Origin of the sequence: Streptomyces sp. NRRL WC-3626 (assembly GCF_000718785.1) — a bacterium.
Lineage (GTDB): Bacteria > Actinomycetota > Actinomycetes > Streptomycetales > Streptomycetaceae > Streptomyces > Streptomyces edwardsiae.
This window is the reverse complement of sequence record NZ_JOCA01000023.1, coordinates 24,432-48,853: the sequence shown is the minus strand read 5'-3', so window position 1 is coordinate 48,853 and position 24,422 is coordinate 24,432. Positions and strand designations below refer to the sequence as shown.

At 71.4% G+C, this 24,422-nt stretch carries 19 protein-coding genes and 1 pseudogene; 1 reads left to right on the top strand and 19 read right to left on the bottom strand.

All coding sequences use genetic code 11. The annotated features are described in order from the left end of the window. Positions 1-9: 9 nt before the first annotated feature. From IF28_RS0128325 to IF28_RS39285, 13 genes and pseudogenes are all read right to left on the bottom strand, one after another. Positions 10-2,880, bottom strand: a complete 2,871-nt coding sequence (locus tag IF28_RS0128325) for a CHAT domain-containing protein (RefSeq protein ID WP_234325360.1) — start codon at positions 2,878-2,880, stop codon at positions 10-12. 1 nt (position 2,881) lies between these two features. Continuing rightward, a complete protein-coding gene (locus IF28_RS0128320; RefSeq protein ID WP_030225872.1) occupies positions 2,882-3,556 on the bottom strand; it encodes an RES family NAD+ phosphorylase in 675 nt (224 codons plus the stop codon). Between the two features lie 3 nt (positions 3,557-3,559). Continuing rightward, positions 3,560-4,219 (bottom strand): hypothetical protein, encoded by a 660-nt coding sequence (locus tag IF28_RS0128315; RefSeq protein ID WP_234325359.1) that lies wholly within the window; start codon positions 4,217-4,219, stop codon positions 3,560-3,562. Then, positions 4,201-5,334, bottom strand: a complete 1,134-nt coding sequence (locus tag IF28_RS0128310) for a hypothetical protein (RefSeq protein WP_234325358.1) — start codon at positions 5,332-5,334, stop codon at positions 4,201-4,203. The genes IF28_RS0128315 and IF28_RS0128310 overlap by 19 nt, the downstream gene beginning before the upstream one ends. 323 nt (positions 5,335-5,657) lie before the next feature. Further along, on the bottom strand, positions 5,658-6,299 hold the full coding sequence (locus tag IF28_RS40405) for a peptidoglycan-binding protein (protein WP_030225862.1): 642 nt from the start codon (positions 6,297-6,299) through the stop codon (positions 5,658-5,660). A 567-nt stretch (positions 6,300-6,866) separates the two neighbouring features. Then, on the bottom strand, positions 6,867-7,736 hold the full coding sequence (locus tag IF28_RS39525; protein ID WP_030225859.1) for a peptidoglycan-binding protein: 870 nt from the start codon (positions 7,734-7,736) through the stop codon (positions 6,867-6,869). Between the two features lie 421 nt (positions 7,737-8,157). Beyond that, positions 8,158-10,698 (bottom strand): sensor histidine kinase, encoded by a 2,541-nt coding sequence (locus tag IF28_RS0128290; RefSeq protein WP_030225856.1) that lies wholly within the window; start codon positions 10,696-10,698, stop codon positions 8,158-8,160. A gap of 12 nt (positions 10,699-10,710) precedes the next feature. Then, a pseudogene (locus IF28_RS36580) lies at positions 10,711-11,318 on the bottom strand (winged helix-turn-helix domain-containing protein); the annotation flags it as partial. Between the two features lie 57 nt (positions 11,319-11,375). After that, complete coding sequence (locus IF28_RS0128280) at positions 11,376-12,044, bottom strand: potassium-transporting ATPase subunit C (RefSeq protein ID WP_030225853.1); 669 nt, start codon at positions 12,042-12,044, stop codon at positions 11,376-11,378. 5 nt (positions 12,045-12,049) lie between these two features. Next, entirely contained in the window at positions 12,050-14,164 is a 2,115-nt protein-coding gene (gene kdpB, locus IF28_RS0128275) for a potassium-transporting ATPase subunit KdpB (protein WP_030225850.1), read from the bottom strand. Further along, positions 14,161-15,825, bottom strand: coding sequence for a potassium-transporting ATPase subunit KdpA (kdpA, locus tag IF28_RS0128270; RefSeq protein WP_030225846.1), 1,665 nt, complete (start codon positions 15,823-15,825; stop codon positions 14,161-14,163). The genes kdpB and kdpA overlap by 4 nt, the downstream gene beginning before the upstream one ends. A gap of 7 nt (positions 15,826-15,832) precedes the next feature. Continuing rightward, positions 15,833-15,922 carry a K(+)-transporting ATPase subunit F gene (gene kdpF, locus IF28_RS37300; protein ID WP_009326374.1) on the bottom strand — a complete coding sequence of 30 codons (90 nt, stop codon included), beginning with the start codon at positions 15,920-15,922 and terminating at the stop codon, positions 15,833-15,835. After that, positions 15,919-16,125: a hypothetical protein gene (locus IF28_RS39285; RefSeq protein ID WP_158713721.1), complete on the bottom strand. Its 207-nt coding sequence runs from the start codon at positions 16,123-16,125 to the stop codon at positions 15,919-15,921. The genes kdpF and IF28_RS39285 overlap by 4 nt, the downstream gene beginning before the upstream one ends. Positions 16,126-16,381: 256 nt before the next feature. Here IF28_RS39285 and IF28_RS0128255 point away from each other — a divergent pair, with 256 nt between their 5' ends. Next, the gene (locus tag IF28_RS0128255) at positions 16,382-17,761 is read left to right on the top strand and encodes an MFS transporter (protein ID WP_030225845.1); all 1,380 of its coding nucleotides are present in this window, start codon (positions 16,382-16,384) and stop codon (positions 17,759-17,761) included. A 45-nt stretch (positions 17,762-17,806) separates the two neighbouring features. Here IF28_RS0128255 and IF28_RS0128250 read toward each other — a convergent pair whose 3' ends face one another. The 6 genes from IF28_RS0128250 to IF28_RS0128225 form a co-directional block, all read right to left on the bottom strand. Beyond that, positions 17,807-19,777, bottom strand: coding sequence for a helix-turn-helix domain-containing protein (locus IF28_RS0128250; protein ID WP_030225844.1), 1,971 nt, complete (start codon positions 19,775-19,777; stop codon positions 17,807-17,809). Between the two features lie 88 nt (positions 19,778-19,865). Further along, positions 19,866-20,666, bottom strand: a complete 801-nt coding sequence (locus IF28_RS0128245; protein WP_030225843.1) for a 3-hydroxybutyrate dehydrogenase — start codon at positions 20,664-20,666, stop codon at positions 19,866-19,868. 54 nt (positions 20,667-20,720) lie between these two features. Continuing rightward, positions 20,721-21,200 carry an NUDIX hydrolase gene (locus tag IF28_RS0128240; RefSeq protein WP_030225842.1) on the bottom strand — a complete coding sequence of 160 codons (480 nt, stop codon included), beginning with the start codon at positions 21,198-21,200 and terminating at the stop codon, positions 20,721-20,723. A 64-nt stretch (positions 21,201-21,264) separates the two neighbouring features. Beyond that, a complete protein-coding gene (gene lnt, locus IF28_RS0128235; protein ID WP_030225841.1) occupies positions 21,265-22,878 on the bottom strand; it encodes an apolipoprotein N-acyltransferase in 1,614 nt (537 codons plus the stop codon). A 141-nt stretch (positions 22,879-23,019) separates the two neighbouring features. Further along, positions 23,020-23,562 (bottom strand): hypothetical protein, encoded by a 543-nt coding sequence (locus IF28_RS0128230; RefSeq protein WP_030225840.1) that lies wholly within the window; start codon positions 23,560-23,562, stop codon positions 23,020-23,022. Between the two features lie 50 nt (positions 23,563-23,612). Next, positions 23,613-24,407, bottom strand: coding sequence for a glutamate racemase (locus tag IF28_RS0128225; RefSeq protein WP_030225839.1), 795 nt, complete (start codon positions 24,405-24,407; stop codon positions 23,613-23,615). Positions 24,408-24,422 lie beyond the last annotated feature (15 nt).

Here is a 24,422-nt window from a genome sequence, read left to right as displayed (position 1 = left end):
GGGCTCGGCTCACCGACCGAGGTGGGTGAACCCCGCCCAGGCCGTCAGATCGTCGCCCCGGACCCGTCCGACGCGCGCCGCGAGGTGGGCGGGCATGCCGGGCGGGGGCGTGCGCGTGTCGTCGAGCATCCACAGCTGGGCGCTGCGCAGCGCCTGCCCGGGCGGCAGCCCGTCCCGCCGCATGAAGTGGTGGGTCATGTACATCAGCAGCGAGGTGGCCTCGTCGGGCACCGGCCACAACGAGCCGATGACCGAACGCGCGCCGGCGACCAGGAACGCCGTGGACAGGCTGTACGCCTCGTCGTAGCCGTGCCCGGACACATTGGTCCGGCAGGCGGCGAGGACCACCAGGTTCAGGTGGCGGTAGCGCGCGGTCCCCTCGGTGAGCACCTCGGCGGCCAGATCGCCGCCGGACAGGGCGAGATGGGCGCTGTGCCGTTCGCCGTGTCGTACCACGCCGTGGCAGGCGAGGTGGAGCAGACCGCCGTGCTGCCGGCCCAGCCAGTCGGTGACGGCGGCGGGGGTGGCGGTTCCGGGCCCGAGCAGTTCGCCGTCGGGGTGGAAGGTGCGGTGGATCGCCTCGGCCTCCTCTCCCGCGTGGTGGAGGTCGCGGGTGGGGTTGCCGACGACGAGTACCTGCCCGGCCGGAACGGCGGGCCGCGCGGCCACCTCGCACAGCAGCCGGGCGGAGGGCACATAGGAGATGTCGGCGAGCTCACAGGCCCTGCGTCCTCGGGGCAGTCGTGCCGCGTGCCACGGCACGGCCCCCAGTTCGCCCATGGGGACCAGGACGACGGACGGGGCACGGCCGTAGCCGCGGGGGAGAACACGGAGCAGTTCCTCCATCACCGTCTCGCCCGCCCAGTCGCACAGGCGCTGCAGCGCGGCGCGGCTGTCGTCCGTACGGGCCGCGGGGCCGGACGGGGTGTCCGGCAGGGGCGGTCCGCCGGCGTCGCGGCCGGGGGTGCCGGCGGCCCGGTAGGCGGCCAACGGGCCCGCGGACACGGAGAGCCGGGGCAGGTCGACGACGCGGGTGGCGCCGTCGGCGGTGATGACGAGGGCTCTGCCGGGCTCGGGCCGCCGTCCGAAGAAGAGCCGGTCCTTCAGGCCGGGCTGCTCCTCGGCGGCGGGCAGCAGGTAGACGAGTGCCGTGGAGCCCAGGGCGCGCAGGGCGCCGGCGATCTCCTCGGTCGACGGGGCGTCCAGCAGCCGCCGGCGCAGCGGGGAGGCGGCGAGCGCCCGCAGTACCCGGCGGCGCAGCCGGCTGCCGGGTCCGCCGGGCGGTGGCAGGGCGTCGGTCAGGTCGCCCTCCGGTCCGGGGGCCGGCACGGTGCCCGCCCGGCGCCACTCGTCGGCGAGGTCGTCCTGTCCGAGGGCGTTCAGCATGCCGGGCACGGTGGCGGCCACGGTCGCCGCGTGCAGGGCGAGTCCGCGTCCGGCGTCCAGGGCGCGGACGGCGTCCTCCTGGGCTCCGTCGGCCAGGCACCAGCGGGCCACCGAGACGGCCTCCTCACCCGCGCGCCGGGCGGTCTCGGCGGCGTGCGCCGTACCGGACTGCAGCAGAACCGTCCAGGCCGCCGCCTTGAGGGACTCCAGGCCGATGCGCCGGGCCTCGTCGTGGTGGGGCCGCTTCACCGACGGGTCGTACAGGTGGGCGGCGTCTCCGCTGAACCGGTGGGCGTCGGCGAGGACCGACCCCGTGTACCCCCAGCTCGGGTGCTCCGGCCCTGCTGCCAGCCGCCAGGCGTGCCGGAGCCAGGCGATGCCCTGGTCCAGGTGGCGGAACCGGTCCCGGTGCGGGGCGACGGACCAGACGGCGAGGCTGCAGTGGCTCGTGCCGAGGGTGAAGGCGGAGCGGATCCAGCGCACGTCGTCGGGGTCGTCGAGCAGGTCGAGGGCTTCCTCCAGCATGTGCTGTGCGTCCAGGGCGCCTTGATAGTCCCTGGCCATCATGGCCTGGCCGACGCGGGTGCCGCCCAGGGCGGTGAGCCGTTCGATCCGCGCGTCGCGCGGCAGGTCCGCGATCTGCCGCCGTACCTCCTCGGGGGAGGCGGGGGCGGGATGTGTGTCCGCGCCGGGCATGCGTCCGGTGCGGCGGGCGCGGAGGAGCTCGAGTGCCGTTGTGGCATTGGCGAGATGGGCCTCGAGGCCCAGGCGGTCCATGTGGCCGGGCGGGAACCGTTCCAGGACCGCCTCGAGCACGCGGATCTGTTCGGTCAGCGCGTCCTCGTCCTCGCGGCGCATGGCCTGGTGGGTACGGAACATGGCGAGCTGGCCCGCCCCGGCGAGGCGTTGTTCGTCGGTGAAGAGGGACGAGTCGGAGAACCGGGCCAGGTCCTCGACGGCCGAGTCGAAGTCGTCCTCCCCTCCGGTGAGCTGGGCGAGATGGACGCGCAGTCCGGCGTGGTGGTACTCGAGGACCTCGCGCTGAAGGCTGCCGGGAGGGAGCAGGGCACGCGCCTGCTCCAACCGGACGATCTCGGACTCCAGTTGGGCCGGGTCGTCCATCTGCTGCAGCCCGGACGAGGCGCTCACGGTGGCGATCGTGCCCTGCCAGGTGTCCCCGGCGGGGCCGAACTCCGTCGCCTCGCAGCGCAGTTCCTCCTCCCTCAGCGGGTCGGAGATGGTCTGGTCGAACCGCAGCATCGGCAGTACGGCGAGGACGTGGCCGGCCCGCAGCCCCGACATCACGGTGCTTCGGGGCAGTTCGCGCCAGTCCGCGTACAGCCGGTCGAAGGCCTCGCCGCCCGTCGTGCAGCCCAGGCGGTCGAGGACGAGCGTGGTCAGCCGGCTCAGGTCCCGGGCGTCGACCATGCCCCCGCCGGCCGCCTCCTTCAGCTCGTACATCAGCGCCTGCAGGTCGTAGGGCGGGTACGGCACCTCAGAACTCCCTTCCGGGCATGTGCGGCGCGGTCCGCGCCAGGTACGGCGTCAGTACGCCGTTGAGCCAGCGCTCGCCCTCCTCCGTGCCGAAGTCGACGGGCGGGGCACCGGCCGGTTCCAGCGCCGGTGCCCCGCCCCGGTCGTCGAAGAGGACGGCGACCCGGTCGGCGGGGTCCCGTTTGGAGGGCCAGACGAAGCCCTGCGCCCAGGACTTGGTGTGGGTGCGGATCCAGTGGCCCCAGTCGCGGGTCTGCGGATAGTCGGCGCCCTCGGCGTGGACGAGCCAGGGGTCCTGTGCGAGCGCGGCCAGATCGGACGCGGACATCAGGGAGACGACCTCCGTGTCCTCGGCCAGCCGCAGGAAGGACAGGCTGCGCCGCTCGAACGCCGTCCGGGGCAGCAGCCGCGGGCCGCCGTCACCGGGGAAGGCCAGCGAGCGCAGCAGCACCTCGCACACGGCGGCGCCGGGGCTGAAACCGGCGTACAGATAGCCGTAGCGGTCGTACGGGGTGCCGTCGAAGCGGCCGCCGAAGTAGAAGGCGTGCGAGGGGCGGGAGTTGTACGCGACCGGATCCCGGTGGGTGGTGTGCACCCGGTACAGGGGCGTGCCGGCGGGCAGCATGGCGCGGGCCGGCTCGCCGGGAAGCGCGTCGGGGGGCGGGTACTTGGGCATCGGCTACTCCCCCGTGTCCGTGCCCACCAGGGCGTGTGCGGCGCCGCGCAGTTCGGCGTCGCGGCCCTGCCCCAGGAGGGTGGCCGGGGAGCCCTGCCACCATGTGCCGGGGGACAGCCACCAGTCCGCCGCGCCCCACGGGTCGAGGTCGGCTCGCAGCACGGAGTTGACGTCGAGGACGGCCTGCCAGGGCATGGTGCCGGCCTCGAACTGGAACAGCGGGACGCGTCTGCGCCCGTCGTCGCCGGAGAGCACGATCAGCAGCGGGTCGCCGCCCTCGTGCCACGGCGCCGCCGGTTCGGACAGCAGGCGCTCGCGTACCGGGCCGTAGACCGGGCCGACCATCGGGTTGCCGTCGAGGACGATCATGCACAGGTCCTGCACGCCGTACCCCTGGTGCAGCACCGTCGAGGGCAGTCCCGTGAAGCGGGCCTGGGCGCCGTTCTCCCGCAGTGCGGCGGCGGCGTCGGGCGGCAGGGCGTCGAGGAGGGTCCGTGCCGCGCGGTCGGCGGCCGCGTCCCGGTCCTCGACGGCCGTACGAAGTTCGGCGAGCCGCTGTCCGAGCACCCGTGTCGCGGCGGGGCCGAGCAGGGTCCGGTAGCTGTTCCATTGCGCCGCGCACGCGGCGAGCACCTTGAAGGGGTTCACACGCACCTGTGCCATGTCTCCTTGTTCTCGGGTAAGCCGTCGCCCGCGCGGTGCGGCCGGCGCGCCACGCCGAGCACGTCGGTGATCAGGTCGGCGAGGGACGGCCTGCGGACGACCAGGTGGACGTCCCGCTCCCGGGCGGTGCCGGACGCGAGCGCCGCCCACAGCGCGCTCACGCTGGTCTGCGGCGGCAGGCCGCCTCGGCCCGCGCCGAGGAGCGGGAAGCAGACGGACCGCAACGGCGGTGCGAAGCCCTCCCGTTCCTCGTCCATCAGGGCGAGCGCGCGGGCGGCTGCGGCGGTGACGTCCTGCGGGGTGACGTCGTAGTCGTTCGTGCCGGGCCGGGGGACGGTGACGGCCGCGTGGTAGATGCGGCGGACTCCCTGTGCCGCGAGGGCGCCCGGTCCGGTCGGCGCCACCGTCCCGGGCAGCACGGGACGGCCGCGCAGACCGTTGCCGGCACGCCAATCGAGCAGCTCGTCGTGGACCGGGTCGGCGACCACGTCGCCGGCGGCGTCGCGTACGGCACCCGCGCGGCGCAGCGCGGCGGGCACGGACGCCTTGTACATCTCGGGCAGGCTCAGGTGGGTGTTGAGCGGCGAGACGATCACGTCGACGTCCCGGAGGAGTTCGACGGGGTGCACGTGCAGGGTCAGCGACACCGGGCCGATGCGCAGCGCACGGTGCTGCAAGTGTGGTGCGAGCAGGGGAACATGCGAGAGGTCGGCGCCGCGTGCGCGTGTCCCGGCGAGCCAGCAGATCTGCTCGGCGATCTGCCCGAGAACCATCTCCTCGTGGCTCTTCCGGAAGCGTTCCACGCTGACGCTGTAGACCTTGGCGGAGAGTCTGCGGCGGTCCGCCGCCGGCCGGTCCCGCATCCCGGGGGCCAGCCCGAGCGTGAGTGAGGCCGCTTCCTGCAGGTCTCCCCCGCCCAGCCGGGACACCGCTGTGCGCAGGAGGTTCTCGACCTCGACGGGCCAGGCGTCGGTGACGGCGGCTGAGCGCGCGGCGGCCGCCCGGCGCAGCAGAGGCAGCGAGAGGTCGCGGATCCGGACCAGTCCTTCCGCCCGGATCATCTTCACCTCCCGGAGAACCGAGACGACATCGAAGAAGGCGGCACCGGGCGACATGCGTCCATGATTCCGGGCAGCCGATGTGAGCCGCAAGTGACGTCGTGTGCGGCGTCGTTCACGCTACTGGACGCCGGCTCCGGCGGGCGGGCGCCGACCGGTCGTCATCGGGTCGGACCGAGGTCGCCGTCGCGCCGGCTCCCTGTGCCGACCGGCCTGCTCTGCGGCGTGCGCGGACGCATCCGTCACGAGGGGACGGCGGTTGGAGGGCACAGTCAGGTGGACGAGAGGTCGGCCGGCCCCCGGCGAACCTGATGCGACGCGTCGTCCGCGTCGGTCGCTCCGCCGAGGGCCGGCAGCGCCGCCACATCGCCGTGTCCCGGCTACCACTTGGGGGGCACGTCGGATCCGAAGCCGCCATGGGCCGGGCGCTTCTCGAAGTGGAGGTGAGGGCCGCTGGCGTGCCCGGTGGAGCCGACTTCGCCCATCTTCTGGCCGGCCCTCACGGAACCCCCTTCCACCGTTTTCCTGGAGAGGTGACAGTAGTAGAAGTCGAATCCTCCGGCGCGCAGCACGAGGAACTCGCCGAAGCTGCCGTCCCTCCCGCTGCGGGCTATGGAACCGCTGAGCACCGCGACACATTCCGCTCCCTTGGGAGCGGCGTAGTCGGCGCCGGTGTGACGGCCCAGGATCCACTGAGGCCCCTTCTTGTTGTGGGGGGTCGTGACGCCGCGTCCCGGTACAGGAGAGGCGACGCGGCCACCGGGAGTCGTGGCCGCCGGGACGTGGAGTTCGTCCCAGGAGACCCTGCCGGGAATGCCGTCGGCGTCGGCACCTTCGAACCTGAGCTTGCGCTGCCATGCGGCGAACGACTGTTGGTCGACGTCGGTCCACTCGGGACCGGGACCCGTCCGGTACTTTCCGCATCCTTCCGCCACCAGGCGTTTACCCATGGCGGTGATCACGGGACTGCGTTGTCCCTTGTGGAAGAACGCGACTCCTGGAAATGGAACTTGCGTGGGCATGGCCTCTCCTTCCTTTCTGCGAGGGGCTGGACAGGCATCCGGATCCGGCTCTTGAACACGCGAGATGTCGCCGTACCGGCGCCGGATGCAATCGATCGCTGCCTGCGTTCACGTCGCCCCGATGCACGGCGTTCGGCGTGAAGGACGAATCGCGAGAGACGAGAGTCGACGGGTTCTGAGCCGATCCCGTCCGCTCGCCGAAGAACGCCGGGGCCCCGCGGGGATACTCATCGCCATTGCCGTCAGCGCGGCTCGAGTGGCCTTGACGTCATCGTCGCGCTTGCCGCACCGCACGCCGGATACCGCGGCCATCATGCCTCCCTCTGGCTTCCGGAGGCTCGTACGGGTGCGCGCCTGCTGATCGCGCCGCGGGAGGGCACTTGCCCACAAGCCCGCACACCTTCCCCGAGGTGGCGGCACGCCGCCCGCCTTCATGCTCCCCTACTTCCACCATGCGCCCCGCGAGAGCCGCCCGCAAACGCGGCAACACCCGTTCGTACAGGGGCGTCGACGGATGTCACGCCCCTGTGCCGTCGCCGTCACGGGCTCCGTGCCGGACGGGAAACCTCAGACACGGGGGACGCTCAGCCTGTCCCAGCTGAACCGGCCGGGGATGCCGTCGGCAGCGCTGCCCTCGAGATCCAGTTTCTGCTGCCAGGCGGTGTAGGACCTCACATCGCCCGGTCCCCACACGTCGATGCCGGTGCTGGAGGTGTAGCGGTCGCAGTCCACGGCGACGAGCCGGCGGTGCATCGCCGCGATGACCGGCGACTTGCGTCCCGCGTGGAAGAACGACGCGCCGGGGAACGGCTCGAACCGCGGCCCGGCGGGGGGTGGACCGGGCGGCTGTGACACGAACGGCGGCCATGAACCGGGGTCGACATGGTCGTTCTCCGGGACCTGGGCGTGGGCGTACCACCCGCCCCGCGACCTCCATACGTCGGTCGGACACGTGTTGCGGGACAGGGAAGTCGGACGGCCCATGGGCCAGACGTCCGGTACGTCCCAGGAGTTGATCCATGCGTGGAGGTCGCCCCAGCCGGCGCAAGGAGTGTCGACCAGCCTCGCGAACACCGTGCCGTCGACGCGGCAGTGCGGGAAGAACAGGGCCTCGACCTGGATGACGACCTTGCCGTCCCGGTTGGGACGGACACCACCGGTCGCGTCGAACACGCCTTTGCTGCGGGAGGTGGCGGGGAAGAACTGGGTGAACGCCCCGGTGAAGGGGTCCCAGAGGATGTGCGGGGCCGAGCCTTTCCCGCTGCCGGTGAAGAAGCTCACGAGATCGGCGAAGGGGAGCAGGTTCACGGGAGCCTCGGCGGTGGCCTTCCTGTCCGCCGTGATGTGCGCGATCGCCTTCGCGGGAACCTCGGGGTCACACGGGGCACGGTCTCCGAGGTCCGCCTTGGTGGCGAGGGGCATCCATGAAGCAGGCATGGTGAGTTCCTTCCCTCTTCGGGCCCGCACCTGACCGTGAGGTGCCGCTGGGAGGGGGCGTACAGGCGGACGGTGGGCGAACGGGCAGCCGCACAACGAGTTTTTCCCTGCTTCCCACGATGCGTCCGATACGGGTCCGCGGCAAACGGGAAGGCCGCGGGAGGCGGTTCCCCTTGGGGGACCTCGACGCCGACGAGGAGAGGTACCTCGACTTCGCGGACAGCCGGCCCTCAGGGGGCGGTCTCCGCGTGAGCGGCGCCGGCCGATGGGCGTCTCCGCAACGTGCTGTGCCCCTCGTTCAGCCGCTTCCTCACCCGGGCCGCCTTCTGCCCTGTCCCGGCGGCTCCGCTGTCCCCGCCGGAATCCACGAACCGGTTGCCGTATGGCGCCGTAACAACGTGCCGTTGGAAGCCCGGGCGCTTCAGGTCGTCGCCGCCGACAGGTCCGGCTGTTCCGCGCGCCGCTCGGGTGCCGTCCGTACGGCAAGCACCATGGTCAGGCCGCCACCAGGGGTGTCCTCTGCCTCGAGGGTGCCACCGATGGCCTCGGCGAAACCGCGGGCGACTGCCAGGCCGAGACCGACGCCGTTGCCGCGTGGGGCGTCGCCGTAGCGCTGGAAAGGCTCGAAGATACGGCTCTTGGCCTCATCCGGGACTCCTGGACCTCGGTCGACGACGCGTACTTCGACCCGGTGAGCGAGCGCGCTCGCGGACACCAGGACCTTTTCGCCCGGAGGGCTGTACTTGACGGCGTTCTCGACGATGTTGGCGACGGCCCGCTCCAGCAGCCCTCGGTCGACGTGGACCATGGGCAGCGTCTCGGGAATGTCCAAGTCCACGCTTTCCTCGGGAACCCCGCCGAGCGCCATGGGCACGACCTCGTCGAGGTCGGTCTCGCGGATGATGGCGGTGACGGTGTCGGTCTGGAGGCGGGACATGTCGAGCAGGTTGCCGACGAGCTGGTCGAGGCGGTCGGCGCCGTCCTCGATGGCCTCCAGCAGCTCCGCCCGGTCTTCCTCGGACCACGCGACGTCGTCGGCGCGGAGGGATGTGACCGCGGCCTTGATGCCGGCGAGCGGGGTGCGCAGGTCGTGGCTGACGGCGGCGAGCAGAGCGGTGCGGATGCGGTTGCCCTCGGCGAATTCCTTGGCCTGGTCCGCCTCCTGTTGGAGACGTCGGCGATCCACGACCACCGCCGCCTGGGCGGCGAAGGCGGCCAGCACCCGGCGGTCCTCGGCCGGCAGGACCCGGCCGGACAAGGCCAGCGCCATGTGGTCACCGGCAGGGACGTCGACATCGGCCTCGTCAGGAACGGCGCAGGGCCGTGGGCCGACACTGCCGGCACAGGTCCAGGGCGCGACATCGCTCTCGCGCTCCAGCAGCGCCACCGACTCCATTCCGAAGGTCTCGCGGACCCGTTCCAGAAGGGCGTCGAGGCTCGTCTCACCGCGCAGCACATTTCCGGCGAGGAAGGAGAGGATCTCCGACTCGGCCCGCAGTCGAGCCGCCTGGTGGGTGCGTCGGGCCGCGAGATCCACCACCGAGGCCACCGACACGGCGACCCCGACGAAGACGGCGATGCCGACGATGTTCTTCGGGTCGGCGATGGTGAGGGTGTGGACGGGCGTGGTGAAGTACCAGTTGAGCAGCAGCGAGCCCACCACCGCGGAGGCCAGCGCCGGGGGGAGCCCGCCCAACAGGGCCGCCGCCACCGTGAGCGACAGAAACAGCAGCATGTCGTTGGCCAGACCGAGGTCCGGAACGACGCTCGTCAGCAGCCAGGTGAACAGGACGGGGCCCAGCACACCCACAAGCCAGCCCGCGACGACCCGGGACCGCCCGAGGCGTGCCCCGCGCGCCACCGGCAGTCCGCGGCCCCTGCCGGCCTCGTTGTGCGTGATGAGGTGGACATCGAGGTCGGGACCGGACTCGCGGGCCACGGTGGCGCCGACGCCCGGGCCGAAGACGTACTGCCAGTTTCTGCGGCGGGAGACACCCAGGACGATCTGCGTGGCGTTCGCCCCCCGGGCGAAGTCGAGCAAGGCAGCCGGTATGTCGTCGCCGACTACGTGGTGAAAGGTGCCGCCCAGGTCCTCGACGAGCGTGCGCTGGAAGGCGAGTTCCTTGGGCGAGGCGGCAGTCAGGCCGTCACTGCGGGATATGTAGACGGCCATGACCTCACCGCCGGCGCCCTTCTCCGCCAGCCTCGCCGCGCGCCGGATCAGGGTGCGTCCCTCCGGGCCGCCGGTCAGGCCGACCACGATCCGCTCCCGCGAGCCCCATATCTCCGACACCCGGTGCGCGCTGCGGTACTCGGTCAGGTAGGCGTCGACCCGGTCGGCCACCCACAGCAGCGCCAGTTCGCGCAGTGCGGTGAGGTTGCCGGGGCGGAAGTAGTTGGACAGGGCCGCGTCCACCTTGTCCGGCTTGTAGATGTTGCCGTGCGCCATCCGGCGGCGCAGCGCCTCTGGTGACATGTCGACCAGCTCGATCTGGTCGGCGCGCCGTACGACCTCGTCGGGGACGGTTTCGCGCTGCCGCACCCCCGTGATGGACTCGACCACGTCGCCCAGCGACTCCAGGTGCTGGATATTGACGGTGGAGACCACGTCGATGCCCTCGGCGAGCAGCTCCTGCACGTCCTGCCAGCGCTTGGTGTTGCGGGAGCCGGGCACGTTGGTGTGAGCCAGCTCGTCGACCAGGGCGACGGCTGGAGCCCGGCGCAGGACGGCGTCCACGTCCATCTCGGTGAAGACCGCGCCCCGGTACTCGATCTCCGTGCGCGGCACCTGCTCCAGGCCGTGCAGCATCACCTCGGTGCGCAGCCGATCGTGGTGCTCGACGAAGGCGACGACACAGTCGGTGCCGCGCTCGATACGGCGGTGCCCTTCCGACAGCATCGCGTACGTCTTGCCGACGCCAGGTGCCGCACCAAGGTAGATCCGGAGCTTGCCGCGTGCCATGTCGTCCCTCGGTCAGGCTTCGAAGCGGTAGCCCATGCCGGGCTCGGTGATCGGATAGCGGGGACGGGAGGGGTTCTTCTCCAGTTTCCGCCGCAGCTGGGCCATGTACACACGCAGGTAGTTGGTCTGCTGCTCCGGGAGATGCCCCGGACCTCATGAAGGAGATGCTTCTGGGTGACGAGCCGGCCCGGACGGGTCACCAGGATCTCCAGCAGGTGTCACTCGGTAGGGGTGAGCCGCACGTCCTGCCCGCCCCGGGTGAGCTTCTCAACCAGCAGGTCGATGGTGAAGTCGTCCGTCTCGATCAGAGTCGGCTCCGGGGGGAGTGGAAGGTCTTCGGTGCGGCGCACGGCGGCGCGTATCCGGGCCGGCAGTTCGTCCATGCTGGACGGCTTGGTGATGTAGTCGTCGGCGCCGGCGTCGATCGCGGCCACCTTCTCGCCGGACGCCTGCCGGGCGGACAGGACCAGGATCGGCACCCGGGTCCAGCCCCGCAGGTCCTCGATGACGTCGGCGCCGTCCATGTCGGACAGGCAGAGGTCCAGCAGCACCGCATCGGGCCGGCGCGCGGCGGCGAGCCGCAGGGCCGTGGCTCCGTCGGGTGCGGCGTCCACGCCGTAGTGCGGAACCGGGCACCGCTGCCGGCCGCCGGCTCCGGCCGAGAACACGTGACGCCATCAGTTCTTCGCCGCGAGTTCCTTGAGAGCGATGTTGAGTTCGAGCACGTTCACCCGGGGCTCGCCGATGAAGCCGAGGGTGCGGCCCTCGGTGTGTGCGTCGACCAGCTTGCGGACCTCGGTGACGGGCAGGCCGTTCTTCTCGGCGACCCGGTGGACCTGGATCTCCGCGTACGCGGGCGAGATGTCCGGGTCGAGGCCCGAGCCGGACGACGTCACCGCGTCAGCGGGCACGTCCCCCGGCTTGACCTTGTGGTCGGCAGTCGAGTTGTCCTCGACGACGGCGGACCTGGCGTCCTTCATCCACTGGATGAGCTCGCCGTTGTCGCCGGACCGGTTGGTCGCGCCGGACAGGATGATCTCGTACTGGGTGTTGACGCTGTTGGTGCCGAGGCCGTTCTGCGGACGGCCCTGGAACCACTTCAGGTCGGCGGCCGGGGTCTCCTCGCCCTCCTTGAGCGGCAGGTTGTAAGACTGGCCGATCAGTGTGGAGCCGGCGACCCGGCCCTCGGACGTGATCTCCGAGCCGTTCGCTTTGCCGCTGAACAGCCCCTGGGCGATGCCCGTGACGATGAGCGGATGGACGACGCCCGTCACCAGGGTCAGCACGAGGAGGGCACGCAGGCCCGCTCCGAGCAACCGGGCGGTGTTGGTCACTGAGTTGTTCATGGTGATCAGCCGATTCCGGGGATGAGGGAGAGGAGGAGGTCGATGAGCTTGATGCCGATGAAGGGCGCGACCAGACCACCGAGGCCGTAGATCCCGAGGTTTCGCCGGAGCATCCTGTCGGCGCTGACCGGTCGGTAACGCACACCTTTCAGGGACAACGGCACCAGCGCGATGATGATCAGCGCGTTGAAGATCACTGCGGAGAGGATCGCGGAGTCCGGCGAGGACAGGTTCATGATGTTGAGCTTGTCCAGGCTCGGGTAGACGGCCGCGAACAGTGCCGGGATGATCGCGAAGTACTTCGCGACGTCGTTGGCGATGGAGAACGTGGTCAGCGCGCCTCTGGTGATCAGCAACTGCTTGCCGATCTCGACGATCTCGATGAGCTTGGTCGGGTTGGAGTCGAGGTCGACCATGTTGCCGGCCTCCTTGGCGGCCGACGTACCGGTGTTCATCGCCACGCCGACGTCCGCCTGCGCCAGCGCGGGCGCGTCGTTGGTGCCGTCGCCGGTCATCGCGACCAGCTTGCCGCCCGCCTGCTCCCGTTTTATGAGGGCCATTTTGTCTTCGGGAGTGGCTTCGGCGAGGAAGTCGTCGACGCCCGCCTCGTCGGCGATCGCCTTCGCGGTCAGCGGGTTGTCACCTGTGATCATGATCGTCTTGATGCCCATGCGGCGCAGTTCCTGGAACCGCTCGCGCATGCCGTCCTTGACGACATCCTTGAGGTGGATGACACCCAGGACCCGTGCGCCGTCGGTGTCCTCGACCGCGACCAGCAGCGGGGTGCCGCCGGCCTCCGAGATGCGATTGGCGACGGTGCCGGCGTCCCCGGGAACCTGACCGCCGCGCTCCTCAACCCAGGCGATGACCGAGCCGGCCGCGCCCTTGCGGACCTTGCGCCCGTCGACGTCCACACCCGACATACGGGTCTGGGCGGTGAAGGCGATCCACTCGGCGCCCACCAGCTCGCCCTGCTGCCGCTCGCGCAACCCGTACTTCTCCTTCGCCAGTACGACGATCGAGCGGCCCTCGGGCGTCTCGTCGGCCAGCGACGACAGCTGGGCGACGTCGGCGACCTCGGCCTCCGTCGTCCCGCGCACCGGCACGAATGCGGCGGCCCGGCGGTTGCCGAGCGTGATGGTGCCGGTCTTGTCCAGCAGCAGTGTGGAGACGTCACCGGCGGCCTCGACCGCCCGCCCGGACATCGCCAGGACATTGCTCTGCACGAGTCTGTCCATGCCCGCGATGCCGATGGCGGAGAGCAGCGCGCCAATGGTGGTGGGGATCAGGCAGACCAGCAGGGCGACCAGCACGACCATGCCGAGTTCGGAGCCGGCGTAGTCCGCGAACGGCGGCAGGGTCGCCACCGCCAGCAGGAAGGCGATCGTCAGCGAGGCGAGCAGGATGTTCAGCGCGATCTCGTTCGGCGTCTTCTGCCGGGCCGCGCCCTCGACCAAATTGATCATCCGGTCGATGAAGGTCTCACCCGGCTTCGTCGTGATCCTGATGACGATCCGGTCGGAGAGAACCCTCGTACCGCCGGTGACTGCCGAGCGGTCGCCACCGGACTCCCGGATGACTGGAGCCGACTCCCCCGTGATCGCCGACTCGTCGATCGAGGCCACACCCTCGACGACGTCGCCGTCACCCGGAATGACGTCACCGGCCTCGCAGACGACGAGGTCGCCGACCTCGAGCTCGGTGCCGGGGATCACGGTCCCGTCGGCCTTGCGCGCCGCGGAGTCGGTCTTGGCCTTGCGCAGCGTGTCCGCCTGCGCCTTGCCGCGGCCCTCGGCGACCGCCTCGGCGAGGTTCGCGAAGAGCACGGTCAGCCAGAGCCAGGCGCTGATCGTCCAGCCGAGCCAGTCGCCCGGGTCCTTGAAGGAGAAGACCGTCGTCAGCACGGAGCCGACGAGGACCACGAACATCACCGGCGACTTGACCATCACCCGCAGGTCCAGCTTACGGAACGCGTCCGGCAGCGACTTCACCAGCTGCGCGGGGTCGAAGAGGCCGGCGCCGACGCGACCCTCGGGGGCCTTGTGTCCGGTGGGTGCGTCCTGGCGGGGCGCAAGGGTGGGAGTGGACATGGGGTCCTGCTTCTGTGTGCCGGTGCTCATGCCGCCAGCCCCTCGGCCAGCGGGCCCAGCGCGAGGGCCGGGAAGTAGGTCAGACCGGTGATGATGAGAATCGCGCCCACCAACAGGCCGGTAAACAGCGGCTTCTCGGTGCGCAGGGTGCCCGCGGTGACCGGAACCGGCCTCTGCTCCGCCAGCGATCCCGCGAGCGCCAGCACGAACGCCATCGGCACGAACCGGCCCAGCAGCATCACGATGCCGAGCGTGGTGTTGAACCACTGGGTGTCCGCGTTGAGACCGGCGAAGGCCGAGCCGTTGTTGTTCGAGGCGGATGCGTAGGCGTACAGGACCTCGGAGAACCCGTGCGCACCACTGTTGGTCATGGAGTTCGCCGGGGTCGGCAACGCCATCGCAACGGCGGTGAAGACCAGCACGAGCGCCGGGGTGACCAGGATGTACAGAGCCGCCAGCTTGATCTCGCGGGTGCCGATCTTCTTGCCCAGGTACTCGGGCGTGCGGCCGACCATCAGACCGGCGACGAACACCGCGATGACCGCCATGATCAGCATGCCGTAGAGACCGGAGCCCACGCCGCCGGGCGCGATCTCGCCCAGCATCATGCCGAGCATGGTGATGCCTCCGCCCAGGCCGGTGAAGGAGGAGTGGAAGGAGTCCACCGCGCCGGTGGACGTGAGCGTGGTCGACACCGCGAAGATCGACGAGCCTCCGATGCCGAACCGGACCTCCTTGCCCTCCATCGCCCCGTTCGCGAGCTCGTAGGCCGGGCCGTGGTGGGAGAACTCGGTCCACATCATCAGCGCGACGAAACCCAGCCAGATGGTGGCCATGGTGGCGAGGATCGCATAGCCCTGCTTGACCGAGCCGACCATCAGGCCGAAGGTCCGGGTGACCGAGAACGGGATCAACAGGATCAGGAAGATCTCGAAGAGGTTGGAGAACGGGGTGGGGTTCTCGAACGGGTGGGCGGAGTTGGCGTTGAAGTAGCCGCCACCGTTGGTGCCCAGCTCCTTGATGGCCTCCTGCGAGGCCACCGCGCCCCCGTTCCACTCCTGCGTGCCGCCCGTGAACTGGCCGACCTCGTGGATGCCGGAGAAGTTCTGGATCACCCCGCACGCCACCAGGACGACCGCGCCGACGGCCGCCAGCGGCACCAGGACGCGCACCACACCGCGCACCAAATCGGCCCAGAAGTTGCCCAGCTCACCAGTGCGGGAGCGCGCGAACCCGCGCACGAGCGCCACCGCGACGGCCATGCCCACGGCCGCGGAGACGAAGTTCTGCACCGCCAGACCGGCGGTCTGCACGACGTGGCCCATGGCCTGCTCGCCGTAGTACGACTGCCAGTTGGTGTTGGTCACGAACGACACGGCGGTGTTGAACGCCTGGTCCGGGTCGATCGAGGCGAATCCCAGCGAGCCGGGCAGGACGCCCTGGAGCCGCTGGAGGGCATAGAGGAAGAGGACGCCGGCCAGGGAGAAGGCGAGAACGCCGCGCAGGTACGCGGGCCAGCGCATCCCGGTGTCGGGGTCGGCACCGATGCCCTCGTAGATCCACTTCTCGACCCGAAGGTGCCGCTTCGAGGAGTAGACCCTGGCCATGTAGGTGCCAAGAGGGATGTGGACGAGTGCCAGCGCGCCTATCAGTGCGAGCAGTTGGAGCAGGCCGGCGGTTACGGGACCCATGCTGTTCTCAGAACCTCTCCGGGAAGATCAGGGCGAGGACGAGATAGCCCAGCAGGGCGACGGCCACGACCAGGCCGACGACGTTCTCGGCGGTCACAGCTTCGTCACCCCCTTGGCGACAAGGGCCACCAGCGCAAAACCCACGAGCGTGGTGACGACGAAGGCCAGATCGGCCATCGCGAACTCCTGTAATGAGGTTCGGTTGAAACGGACGAGAAAAGAAAAGCCCCTCTGCGACCGGATCGAGGCGTCCGTTGACGGCTCCCTTACGACAGGACCGCGCGTTTTGACGGAACTCATACGCTCTTTGCCCCTACCCGCGAGTAGGGACTGGGGGCGAGTGAGCCGCTTCACAGCAGCAGGAACTGGAGCCGACGGCTCGCTGCGTTTCGGCCACCATCGATCCCCTGAACCGCCTTTCCATGAGCCGGCATGGTGGCCGCACGCATAGCGAACCCTCGAACTATGTTGTCTCGCCACATGTGCGCCTGACCTGCGGATTCCTACGGTGTGGCGACACGCAAACGTCCCCGTCACACCCCAGGAAGTGGTGCCGATGTCGTCGCCCGCAACCGCTCCACCAGCTCCGAACAACCTCAAGCGCATCGTCGCCGCGTCCCTCATCGGCACCACCATCGAGTGGTACGACTTCTTCCTCTACGGTTCCGCCGCCGCGCTCGTCTTCAACAAGCTGTTCTTCCCGGACTCCGATCCGCTCGTCGGCACGCTGCTGTCGTTCCTGACGTACGCCGTCGGGTTCGCCGCGCGGCCGCTCGGGGCGTTGGTCTTCGGGCACTACGGGGACCGGCTCGGGCGCAAGAAACTGCTGGTGCTGAGTCTGCTGATGATGGGCGGGGCGACGTTCGCGATCGGGCTGCTGCCCACGCACGCGACCGTCGGAAGTGCCGCGCCCGTGCTGCTCACCGTGCTGCGGCTGGTTCAGGGGTTCGCGCTCGGCGGTGAGTGGGGCGGGGCCGTGCTGCTGGTGTCCGAGCACGGTGACGCCCGGCGGCGCGGGTTCTGGGCCTCGTGGCCGCAGACCGGCGCGCCCGCGGGGCAGTTGCTGGCGACCGGTGTGCTGTCGCTGCTGACCGCCGTGCTGTCGGAGTCGGCGTTCGGGGCGTGGGGCTGGCGGGTCCCGTTCCTGCTGTCCGGGGTACTGGTGATCGTCGGTCTGTGGATTCGTCTCTCCGTCGACGAGTCGCCGGTGTTCAAGCAGGCGCTGGAGCGGGCCGAGGCCCGCGAGGCGGACGCCGGCCCGGAGCGGATGCCGGTCGTGGCGGTGCTGCGGCACCACTGGCGGGATGTGCTGGTGGCGATGGGCGCCCGGATGGCGGAGAACATCAGCTACTACGTGATCACCGCGTTCATCCTGGTCTACGCGACCACGTCCGCGGGGGTCTCGAAACAGACCGCGCTCAACGCGGTGCTCATCGCCTCGGCGGTCCACTTCGCCGTCATCCCGGCCTGGGGCGCGCTGTCGGACCGGCTCGGACGGCGTCCGGTGTATCTGATCGGCGCGATCGGGGTGGGGCTGTGGATGTTCCCGTTCTTCGCGCTGATCGACACCGGTGGTTTCGGCAGCCTGCTGCTGGCGGTGACCGTGGGTCTGGTGCTGCACGGGGCGATGTACGCGCCGCAGGCCGCCTTCTTCTCCGAGATGTTCGCGACCCGGATGCGCTACTCCGGTGCCTCCATCGGCGCCCAGTTCGCCTCGGTCGCGGCGGGCGCTCCGGCGCCGCTGATCGCCACCGCGCTGCTGGCGGACCACGGCAGCTCCACCCCGATCGCGCTGTACGTCATCGCGGCGAGTCTGCTGACGGTCGTCGCCGTGGCGGTGGCGAAGGAGACCAGGCACCGGGATCTGGCGGACGTGGCTCCGTCCGCCGACGGGGAGCGGTCCGTCGGGAGGACCCCGGCCGCGCGGACCTTCTGATCGGGTACGGCCATACGGCCCCCGTACGCTCCGCGCGTACGGGGGTCAGGGCTGTGCGGACAGTCGGTGCAGGCGCAGGGCGAGCTGGATCTCCAGGGCGCGGGCGGGGCTCTGCCAGTCGTCGCCGAGGAGACGGCCGACCCGCTCCAGTCGCTGGGCGACCGTGTTGACGTGGACGTGGAGTTCGTCCTTGGTGCGGGCCGGGCTCATGCCGCAGGCGAAGTAGGCGTCGAGAGTGCGCAGCAGTTCGGTGCCGCGTCGTCGGTCGTACGCCACGACCTGGCCGATGGTGCGGGTCACGAAGCCGGTGATGTCCCGTTCGCCGGCCAGCAGCAGCCCGAGGAATCCGAAGTCCTCGGCGGCGGAGCCGTCGCCGGGGCGGCCGAGAAGGCGCAGGGCGTCGAGGCAGCGGCGGGCCTCCGCGTAGGCCGAGGCCACGGTGTCGGGGCGGGCGGTGAGGTGTTCGACGGGGGCGGACGCGCCGACGGTGACCGGTTCGTGGACGGCCCCGCCCAGGTCGCGGGCGGTGCGGCGGGCCAGGCCGGTGGCGCTGTCGCCGACGGTGAGGGGGAGCAGGAGGACGGTGCCGCCGTCGCGGGCGGCGGCGAGGCCCTGCCGGGTGGCCGCGAGGTGGGAGGCGGCGGCCCACAGCCGTCTGCGGGCGTCGGCCTCCTGGTCGGCGTCGGCGGTGCCGCCCTCCAGGCGGGCGGCGAGCACGGCGTGGGTGGCGTCGAGGTCGGCGCCCAGCCGGGCCGCGCGTTCGCGCAGCAGGCGGGGGTCGCGGTCGCGTGCGTCGAGCAGGTCGTCGAGCAGTTCGCCGCGGACCCGCTGTTCGGCCTCGGCTGCGGAGCGGCGGGCGAGCAGCAGCAGTGAGGTGACCATGGCCGCGCGTTCCAGTGTGCGCTGGTCGACGGGGTCGAGCCCGGGGTGGCCGCGCAGGACGAGCGCGCCGAGGAGTTCGTCGCCGGCGGTCACGGCGGCGATCCAGTCGTCCCGGTGCCGTACCGCGTGGCCTTCCGCGCGTGAGGACTCGAGGGCGCCGGCGGGTGCCTCGGCGGCCTCGGTGAACCGCACCGTGCCGTCGAGGACCTGGGAGACGGCGGCGGCCACGTCGTGCACCCCGCCGCCGCGCAGGACCAGTTCGGCCAGCCGGTCGTGGACGTCGGAGGCGCGCTCGATGACGGCGCTGCGGTCCTTGATGATCTCGTTGGCGTGTTCCAGTCCGGCGAGGGCCGAACGGGTCTCGGCGAGCAGATTCGCGGTGTCGATGGCGGCCGCGGCGAGGGCGGCGAAGGAACCGAGCAGGGCGATCTGCCCGCGCTCGAAGACCCTGGCCCGCCGGTCCGCGGCGAACAGGACGCCGATGACGTGGTGTCCGAGCATCAGCGGCACGCCGAGGATGGCGACGAGTCCCTCGTCCCGCACACCGGTGTCGATGGTGCGGGTGTGCTGGAAGCGTTCGTCGCGGAAGTAGTCCTCGGTGACGTACGGGCGGGCCGTCTGGGCGACCAGGCCGCCGAGCCCCTCCCCCATGCCGAGGCGCAGCTGCTGGAAGCGGGCGGCGACCGAGCCCTCGGTGACCCGCATGTGGGTGTCGCCCCTGGCCGGGTCGTTGAGGCTGAGGTAGGCGACGTCGGTGCCGAGCAGGGAGCGGGCGCGCTGGACGATCGCCTGGAGCACGGCGTCCAGGTCGCGCAGTCCCGCGAGGTCGTGGGCGGTCTCGAAGAGGGCGGACAGCTCGGCCTCCCGGCGGCGGCGTCCCTCCAGCTCCGCGCTTACGCGCAGGGCGAGCACCGCGGCCTGCTGGAGCGCGGTGATCCGCTCGGCGGGCAGTCCCTCGGCGCGGGCGAGCAGCACCGGCTGCTCGTACGCCTCGACGGAGGCGCCGCGGGCCAGCAGCTCCAGGAACGGCGTCTCGGCGCTGCCGGTGGCGGGGCCGGGGTCGGGGTGTGCCCGGCCCGGCGCTCCGGCAGCGGGGGCGGAACGCTCGGCGGACTGCACGTGATCGCGGGACATGCTCACAGGATTCCCCATACCGCGGCCGCGCCGTCAGGCCTGTGGACAACCTTCGCCGGACGGCGGCCGGCCGCTGACGTCCGACGGCTCAGTGCGCGGTCCAGCCGCCGTCCAGCACCAGTGAGGTGCCGGTGACGAAGGACGACTGCGGGCCGCACAGGTAGGCCACCGCCTCGGCGACCTCCTCCGGTTCGATGAGCCGTCGTACGGCGCTGTCCCGCAGCATCACCTCGGTCAGCACACGGTCCTCGGGGATGCCGTGGGCCAGCGCCTGGTCGGTGATCTGCTGCTCGACCAGTGGGGTGCGCACATAGGCGGGGTTCACACAGTTGGAGGTGACGCCATGGGGCGCGCCTTCGAGGGCGGTGGTTTTGGACAGTCCCTCGAGGCCGTGTTTGGCGGCCACATAGGCGGACTTATAGGCAGAGGCGCGCAGTCCATGGACCGAGGAGACGTTGATGATGCGGCCCCAGCCCTGGCCGTACATATGGGGCAGGGCGCCCCGGATGAGCCGGAAGGGGGCCTCCAGCATCACGGTGAGAACCGTGTGGAAGACGTCGGGCGGGAACTCCTCGATGGGGCGGACCAACTGGAGGCCGGCGTTGTTGACCAGCACGTCGGTGCCTGCGGCGGCGCGTTCGGCGGCGTCGAGGTCGGTGAGGTCGAGGACGTGCGGTTCGACGGCGCCCTCGAGGTCCCGGGCCGCCCCGGCGAGCGTCTCCAGTCCCGCGGCGTCCCGGTCGACGGCTCTGACCTCGGCCCCGGCGGCCGCCAGCCGCAGCGCGCAGGCGCGGCCGATGCCGCCGGCGGCGCCGGTGACGAGGGCGGTACGGCCACCGAGGTCGAGCGGGGTGGCGTGGAGGGCCGGAAGGGCACGGGGCACGGTCATGTCCCGACCCTAGGCAGCACCCCTGCGGCACCCCATGTGGTCGAGCCCTACAGTTCAGCCGATACCAGTGGGGTCGAACCATGTGGGTGCGTCGGACATGGCCTGCTTGATCCGAAAGCGCGCGAACTCGTTCAGTTTCGGCAGCGCGTCCACGGCGAACCAGCCGACGTCCAGGGACTCGTCGTCGTTGACCCGTGCCTCGCCGCCGAGGGCACGGCAGCGGAAGGTGATGTCCATGTACTGGCAGACGTCGCCGTTCTCGTACGTCACCGGGTCGAGCGCCTGCACCAGGACGACCCGCTCGACGGCGCAGCGTACGGCGGTCTCCTCCTCGACCTCCCGCACGGCGCAGGCCGCGGGCTGCTCCCCGGGTTCGGGGATGCCGCCGAGCACCGACCACTTGCGGGTGTCGGTCCGGCGGTTCAGCAGGACTCTGCCGTCGTCGTCGAAGACGAGGGCGGTGACTCCGGGGAGCCAGAGCAACTGGTGACCGGCGGAGGCGCGCAGGGTGCGGATGAAGTCTGGAGTAGCCATGCGCCGACCCTAACGGGCCGGTCAGGGCCCTCCCCCGCACTTCGGGGGGCGTGCGGCGGGCGTACTACCGCACGTCACCGGCGCGTCGCCCGCGCACTCCGGCGGCGACGGCCCAGCCCAGCCCGCCGGCGGCGACCAGGACGAGGGCGATCTCCGGGAGGATGCCGAGACGGGTGGCCGGCGTCTCGGAGGTGCGCAGCGGCACCTCCGCCACCAGCGAGTCGGCGACGAACATGCCGGTCCTCTGTGTGATCTTCCCGTCGGGCATGATGACCGCGCTGACCCCGCTGGTCACCGGTACCGTGACGGCGCGGCTGTGCTCCACGGCCCGTACACGGGACATGGCGAGCTGCTGGTAGGTCATCTCGCTGCGGCCGAAGGTGGCGTTGTTGCTGGGGACCGAGATCAGCTGGGCGCCTGCGGTGACCGTGTCGCGCACCGCCCAGTCGAAGGCGGCCTCGTAGCAGGTGACGAGGCCGACGCCGGCGCCGTTCATGTCGAAGACGCCCGGCTCGGTGCCGCGGCTGAAGTCCTGGCGGACCATCGACGTCCATTCCTCGTTGATCGCCCCCACGAGCGAGCGCAGCGGGAGGTACTCGCCGAAGGGCTGGATCTGCCGTTTGTCGTAGGTGTCGACGGGTCCCTTCTCCGGGTCCCACAGGATCTGCTCGTTGAGCAGTCTGCCGTCCCGGTCGACCACGCCGCCGACCGAGATGGGCGCGCCGACGGCCTTGGCGGCGCGGTCGATGACGTCGCGCGCGTCGGCGTTGGCGAAGGGGTCGATGTCGGAGGAGTTCTCCGGCCACAGCACGATGTCGGGCCGCTCGGCCCTGCCGGCCGCGACGTCGGCGGCCAGGCGCTCGGTCTCGCGTGCGTGGTAGTCGAGGACGGCGCGCCGCTGGGAGTTGAAGTCCAGGCCGAGCCGGGGCACGTTGCCCTGGATGACGGCGACGGTCGTGGTGCCGGCCTCGGGCTCGTCGCTGACCAGCGACCGGGCGGCGAAGGCGCCCAGCAGCGGTACGACGACGCTCAGCGCGCCGATGGCGGCGGCGGCCCGTCGCAGGGTTTTGGTGCGCCGGGCGTCGAGGGCCAGGCGGACGATCTCGTAGAGCCCGAAACCGCACAGGACGACGGCGAAGCCGAGGACGGGGGTGCCGCCGAGGGCGGCCAGCGGCAGGAAGACGCCGTCGGCCTGACCGAAGGCGATCTTGCCCCAGGGGAAGCCGTGGAACGGCGCACGCGCGCGTACCGCCTCGCCGGCGATCCACAGGGCCGCCGCCCACACCGGCCATCCGGGGAGTGCGGACACCGCGGCGACACCGGCGCCGACCAGTGCGACGAAGACCGCCTCGATCACCACGAGGGCGATCCACGGGCCGGGGCCGACCTCCACGCCGGTCCACACCAGCAGCGGCAGCAGGAAGCCGAGGCCGAAGAGGTAGCCGAGGCCGAGGGCCGCCTTCCAGCTCCGGCCGCGCAGCAGCCAGCCGAAGACGGCGAAGGCGGGCACGGCCAGCCACCACAGGGTGCGCGGCGGGAAGCTGACATAGAGGAGCAGGCCCGAGAGCGCGGCTGCGGCGGCCGGGACGAGGCGCACGAGCCGTCCGCCCCGCGCGGGGGGCGTGGTCTGCGGCGGCATCGGGTCCGACTCGTCGACGGAAGTTGCGGTGACGGTCACTCCGGGAGTCTACGGCGGGCGACGTGGCGGCCGACAGCACGGTCGAGGGGGCGGTGGACGCCTGGCCCCGTCGTCACACGTCCCCGCACCGTGCACCCACCCCTGCGCGGGGTGGGTTCCACGGGTCGTGGAGCGGGGGGATCAGGGTGCGGGGTCCGGGGCGTGGGGGCGGAGGCGGTCCCGGATGACCCTGACCGCCGCTTCCGCGTCGTCCACCGTCACCGTGAAGGTGTGGCCGTCCCACAGGCGCAGGATGATGCCCTCGCCCCGGCGTACGACGACCGCCGTGCCCTTCTCGGGCCGCCAGCGGTACCCCCAGCCGCCCCAGTGACGGGGCGTGACGTGCGGGGCGAACTCCGCGCCCGCGACATGGGCGAGCGGGATACGTCGGCGGGGCACGCCGATGTGGCCGCAGCGCACCTCCAGATGGTCCTCGTCGACCCGCAGCGCCACGTGCACGAACGCGAGGGTGCCGAAGAGGACGAGGAGTCCGGCGGCGATGCATCCGACGACGGCCATGGCCAGCGGCGCGATGCCCGACTTCCACTGGGAGTCGATGGCCAGTGCGATGCCGAGCGCCAGACAGGCCGCGCCGATCAGCGCGAGCAGCCACTGGAGGCGGTTGGTCGCTCGACCGGTCCAGACCTCGTACGGGGCGTGCTCGCCGTGCCGCTGGTCCCTCATGGCTTTGAGGTTACTCAGAATCCGCTCGGCGGGTACCGCGCAGCACGGCGTTACTGAGCCGTCCGGGCGGCGGCGGCCCTCCCCAGCAGTCTGCCCTCCGCGTAGGTGAGGGCGGCCGTGGGCAGCGCGCCCTCGCGTCCGCTGAGCAGCACCGTCAGGGTGCCGCTCGCGGCCGCTTCGGGGGCGGGCTGTTCGCCGAGCCGGCGCAGCGCCTGGGCGGCGACGGCTCCGGCGGAGCCGTGCAGGACGAGCGGCGGCCGGCCGGGGCGCTGTACGGCGGCCCGGATGCGCTCGGCGACCAGTTCGTAGTGGGTGCAGCCCAGGACGACGGTCGTGACGTCGTCGGGGGTGAGTTCGGCCGCCGCCGCGACAGCGGCGGCGATCGCCGTCTCGTCGGCCCGCTCCACCGCCTCGGCGAGCCCCCAGCAGGGCACCTCCGCGACGGTGACGCCGTCGGCGAAGTTCTCGATCAGGTCCCGCTGGTAGGGGCTGCCGGTGGTGGCCGGGGTGGCCCAGATGGCCAGCGGTCCGCCGCCGGCCGCGGCCGGCTTGATCGCCGGGACGGTGCCGACGACCGGCAGCACGGGTTCGAGGCGGGCGCGCAGGGCGGTGAGCGCGTGCACCGTGGCGGTGTTGCAGCCGACGATCAGCGCGTCGGGCCGGTGTGCGGCCGCGGCCTCGGCGACGAGGAGGGCGCGCTCGGTGAGGTCCTCCGGTGTCCTGGGCCCCCAGGGCATGCCGTCGGGGTCGAGGGAGAGGACGAGATCGGCGTCGGGGCGCAGACGCCGTACCGCTGCGGTGGCCGCCAGCAGACCGATTCCGGAGTCCATGAGCGCGATCTTCACCCGGCCACGATAGTC

Bases quoted from the DNA above. Each gene is read 5' to 3' on its own strand.
- IF28_RS0128320 (WP_030225872.1), bottom strand. From the start codon at position 3,556: ATGCCCAAGTACCCGCCCCCCGACGCGCTTCCCGGCGAGCCGGCCCGC.
- IF28_RS0128315 (WP_234325359.1), bottom strand. From the start codon at position 4,219: ATGGCACAGGTGCGTGTGAACCCCTTCAAGGTGCTCGCCGCGTGCGCG.
- IF28_RS0128310 (WP_234325358.1), bottom strand. From the start codon at position 5,334: ATGTCGCCCGGTGCCGCCTTCTTCGATGTCGTCTCGGTTCTCCGGGAG.
- IF28_RS40405 (WP_030225862.1), bottom strand. From the start codon at position 6,299: ATGCCCACGCAAGTTCCATTTCCAGGAGTCGCGTTCTTCCACAAGGGA.
- IF28_RS39525 (WP_030225859.1), bottom strand. From the start codon at position 7,736: ATGCCTGCTTCATGGATGCCCCTCGCCACCAAGGCGGACCTCGGAGAC.
- IF28_RS0128290 (WP_030225856.1), bottom strand. From the start codon at position 10,698: ATGGCACGCGGCAAGCTCCGGATCTACCTTGGTGCGGCACCTGGCGTC.
- IF28_RS0128280 (WP_030225853.1), bottom strand. From the start codon at position 12,044: ATGAACAACTCAGTGACCAACACCGCCCGGTTGCTCGGAGCGGGCCTG.
- kdpB (WP_030225850.1), bottom strand. From the start codon at position 14,164: ATGAGCACCGGCACACAGAAGCAGGACCCCATGTCCACTCCCACCCTT.
- kdpA (WP_030225846.1), bottom strand. From the start codon at position 15,825: ATGGGTCCCGTAACCGCCGGCCTGCTCCAACTGCTCGCACTGATAGGC.
- IF28_RS39285 (WP_158713721.1), bottom strand. From the start codon at position 16,125: ATGAGTTCCGTCAAAACGCGCGGTCCTGTCGTAAGGGAGCCGTCAACG.
- IF28_RS0128255 (WP_030225845.1), top strand. From the start codon at position 16,382: ATGTCGTCGCCCGCAACCGCTCCACCAGCTCCGAACAACCTCAAGCGC.
- IF28_RS0128250 (WP_030225844.1), bottom strand. From the start codon at position 19,777: ATGTCCCGCGATCACGTGCAGTCCGCCGAGCGTTCCGCCCCCGCTGCC.
- IF28_RS0128245 (WP_030225843.1), bottom strand. From the start codon at position 20,666: ATGACCGTGCCCCGTGCCCTTCCGGCCCTCCACGCCACCCCGCTCGAC.
- IF28_RS0128240 (WP_030225842.1), bottom strand. From the start codon at position 21,200: ATGGCTACTCCAGACTTCATCCGCACCCTGCGCGCCTCCGCCGGTCAC.
- IF28_RS0128230 (WP_030225840.1), bottom strand. From the start codon at position 23,562: ATGAGGGACCAGCGGCACGGCGAGCACGCCCCGTACGAGGTCTGGACC.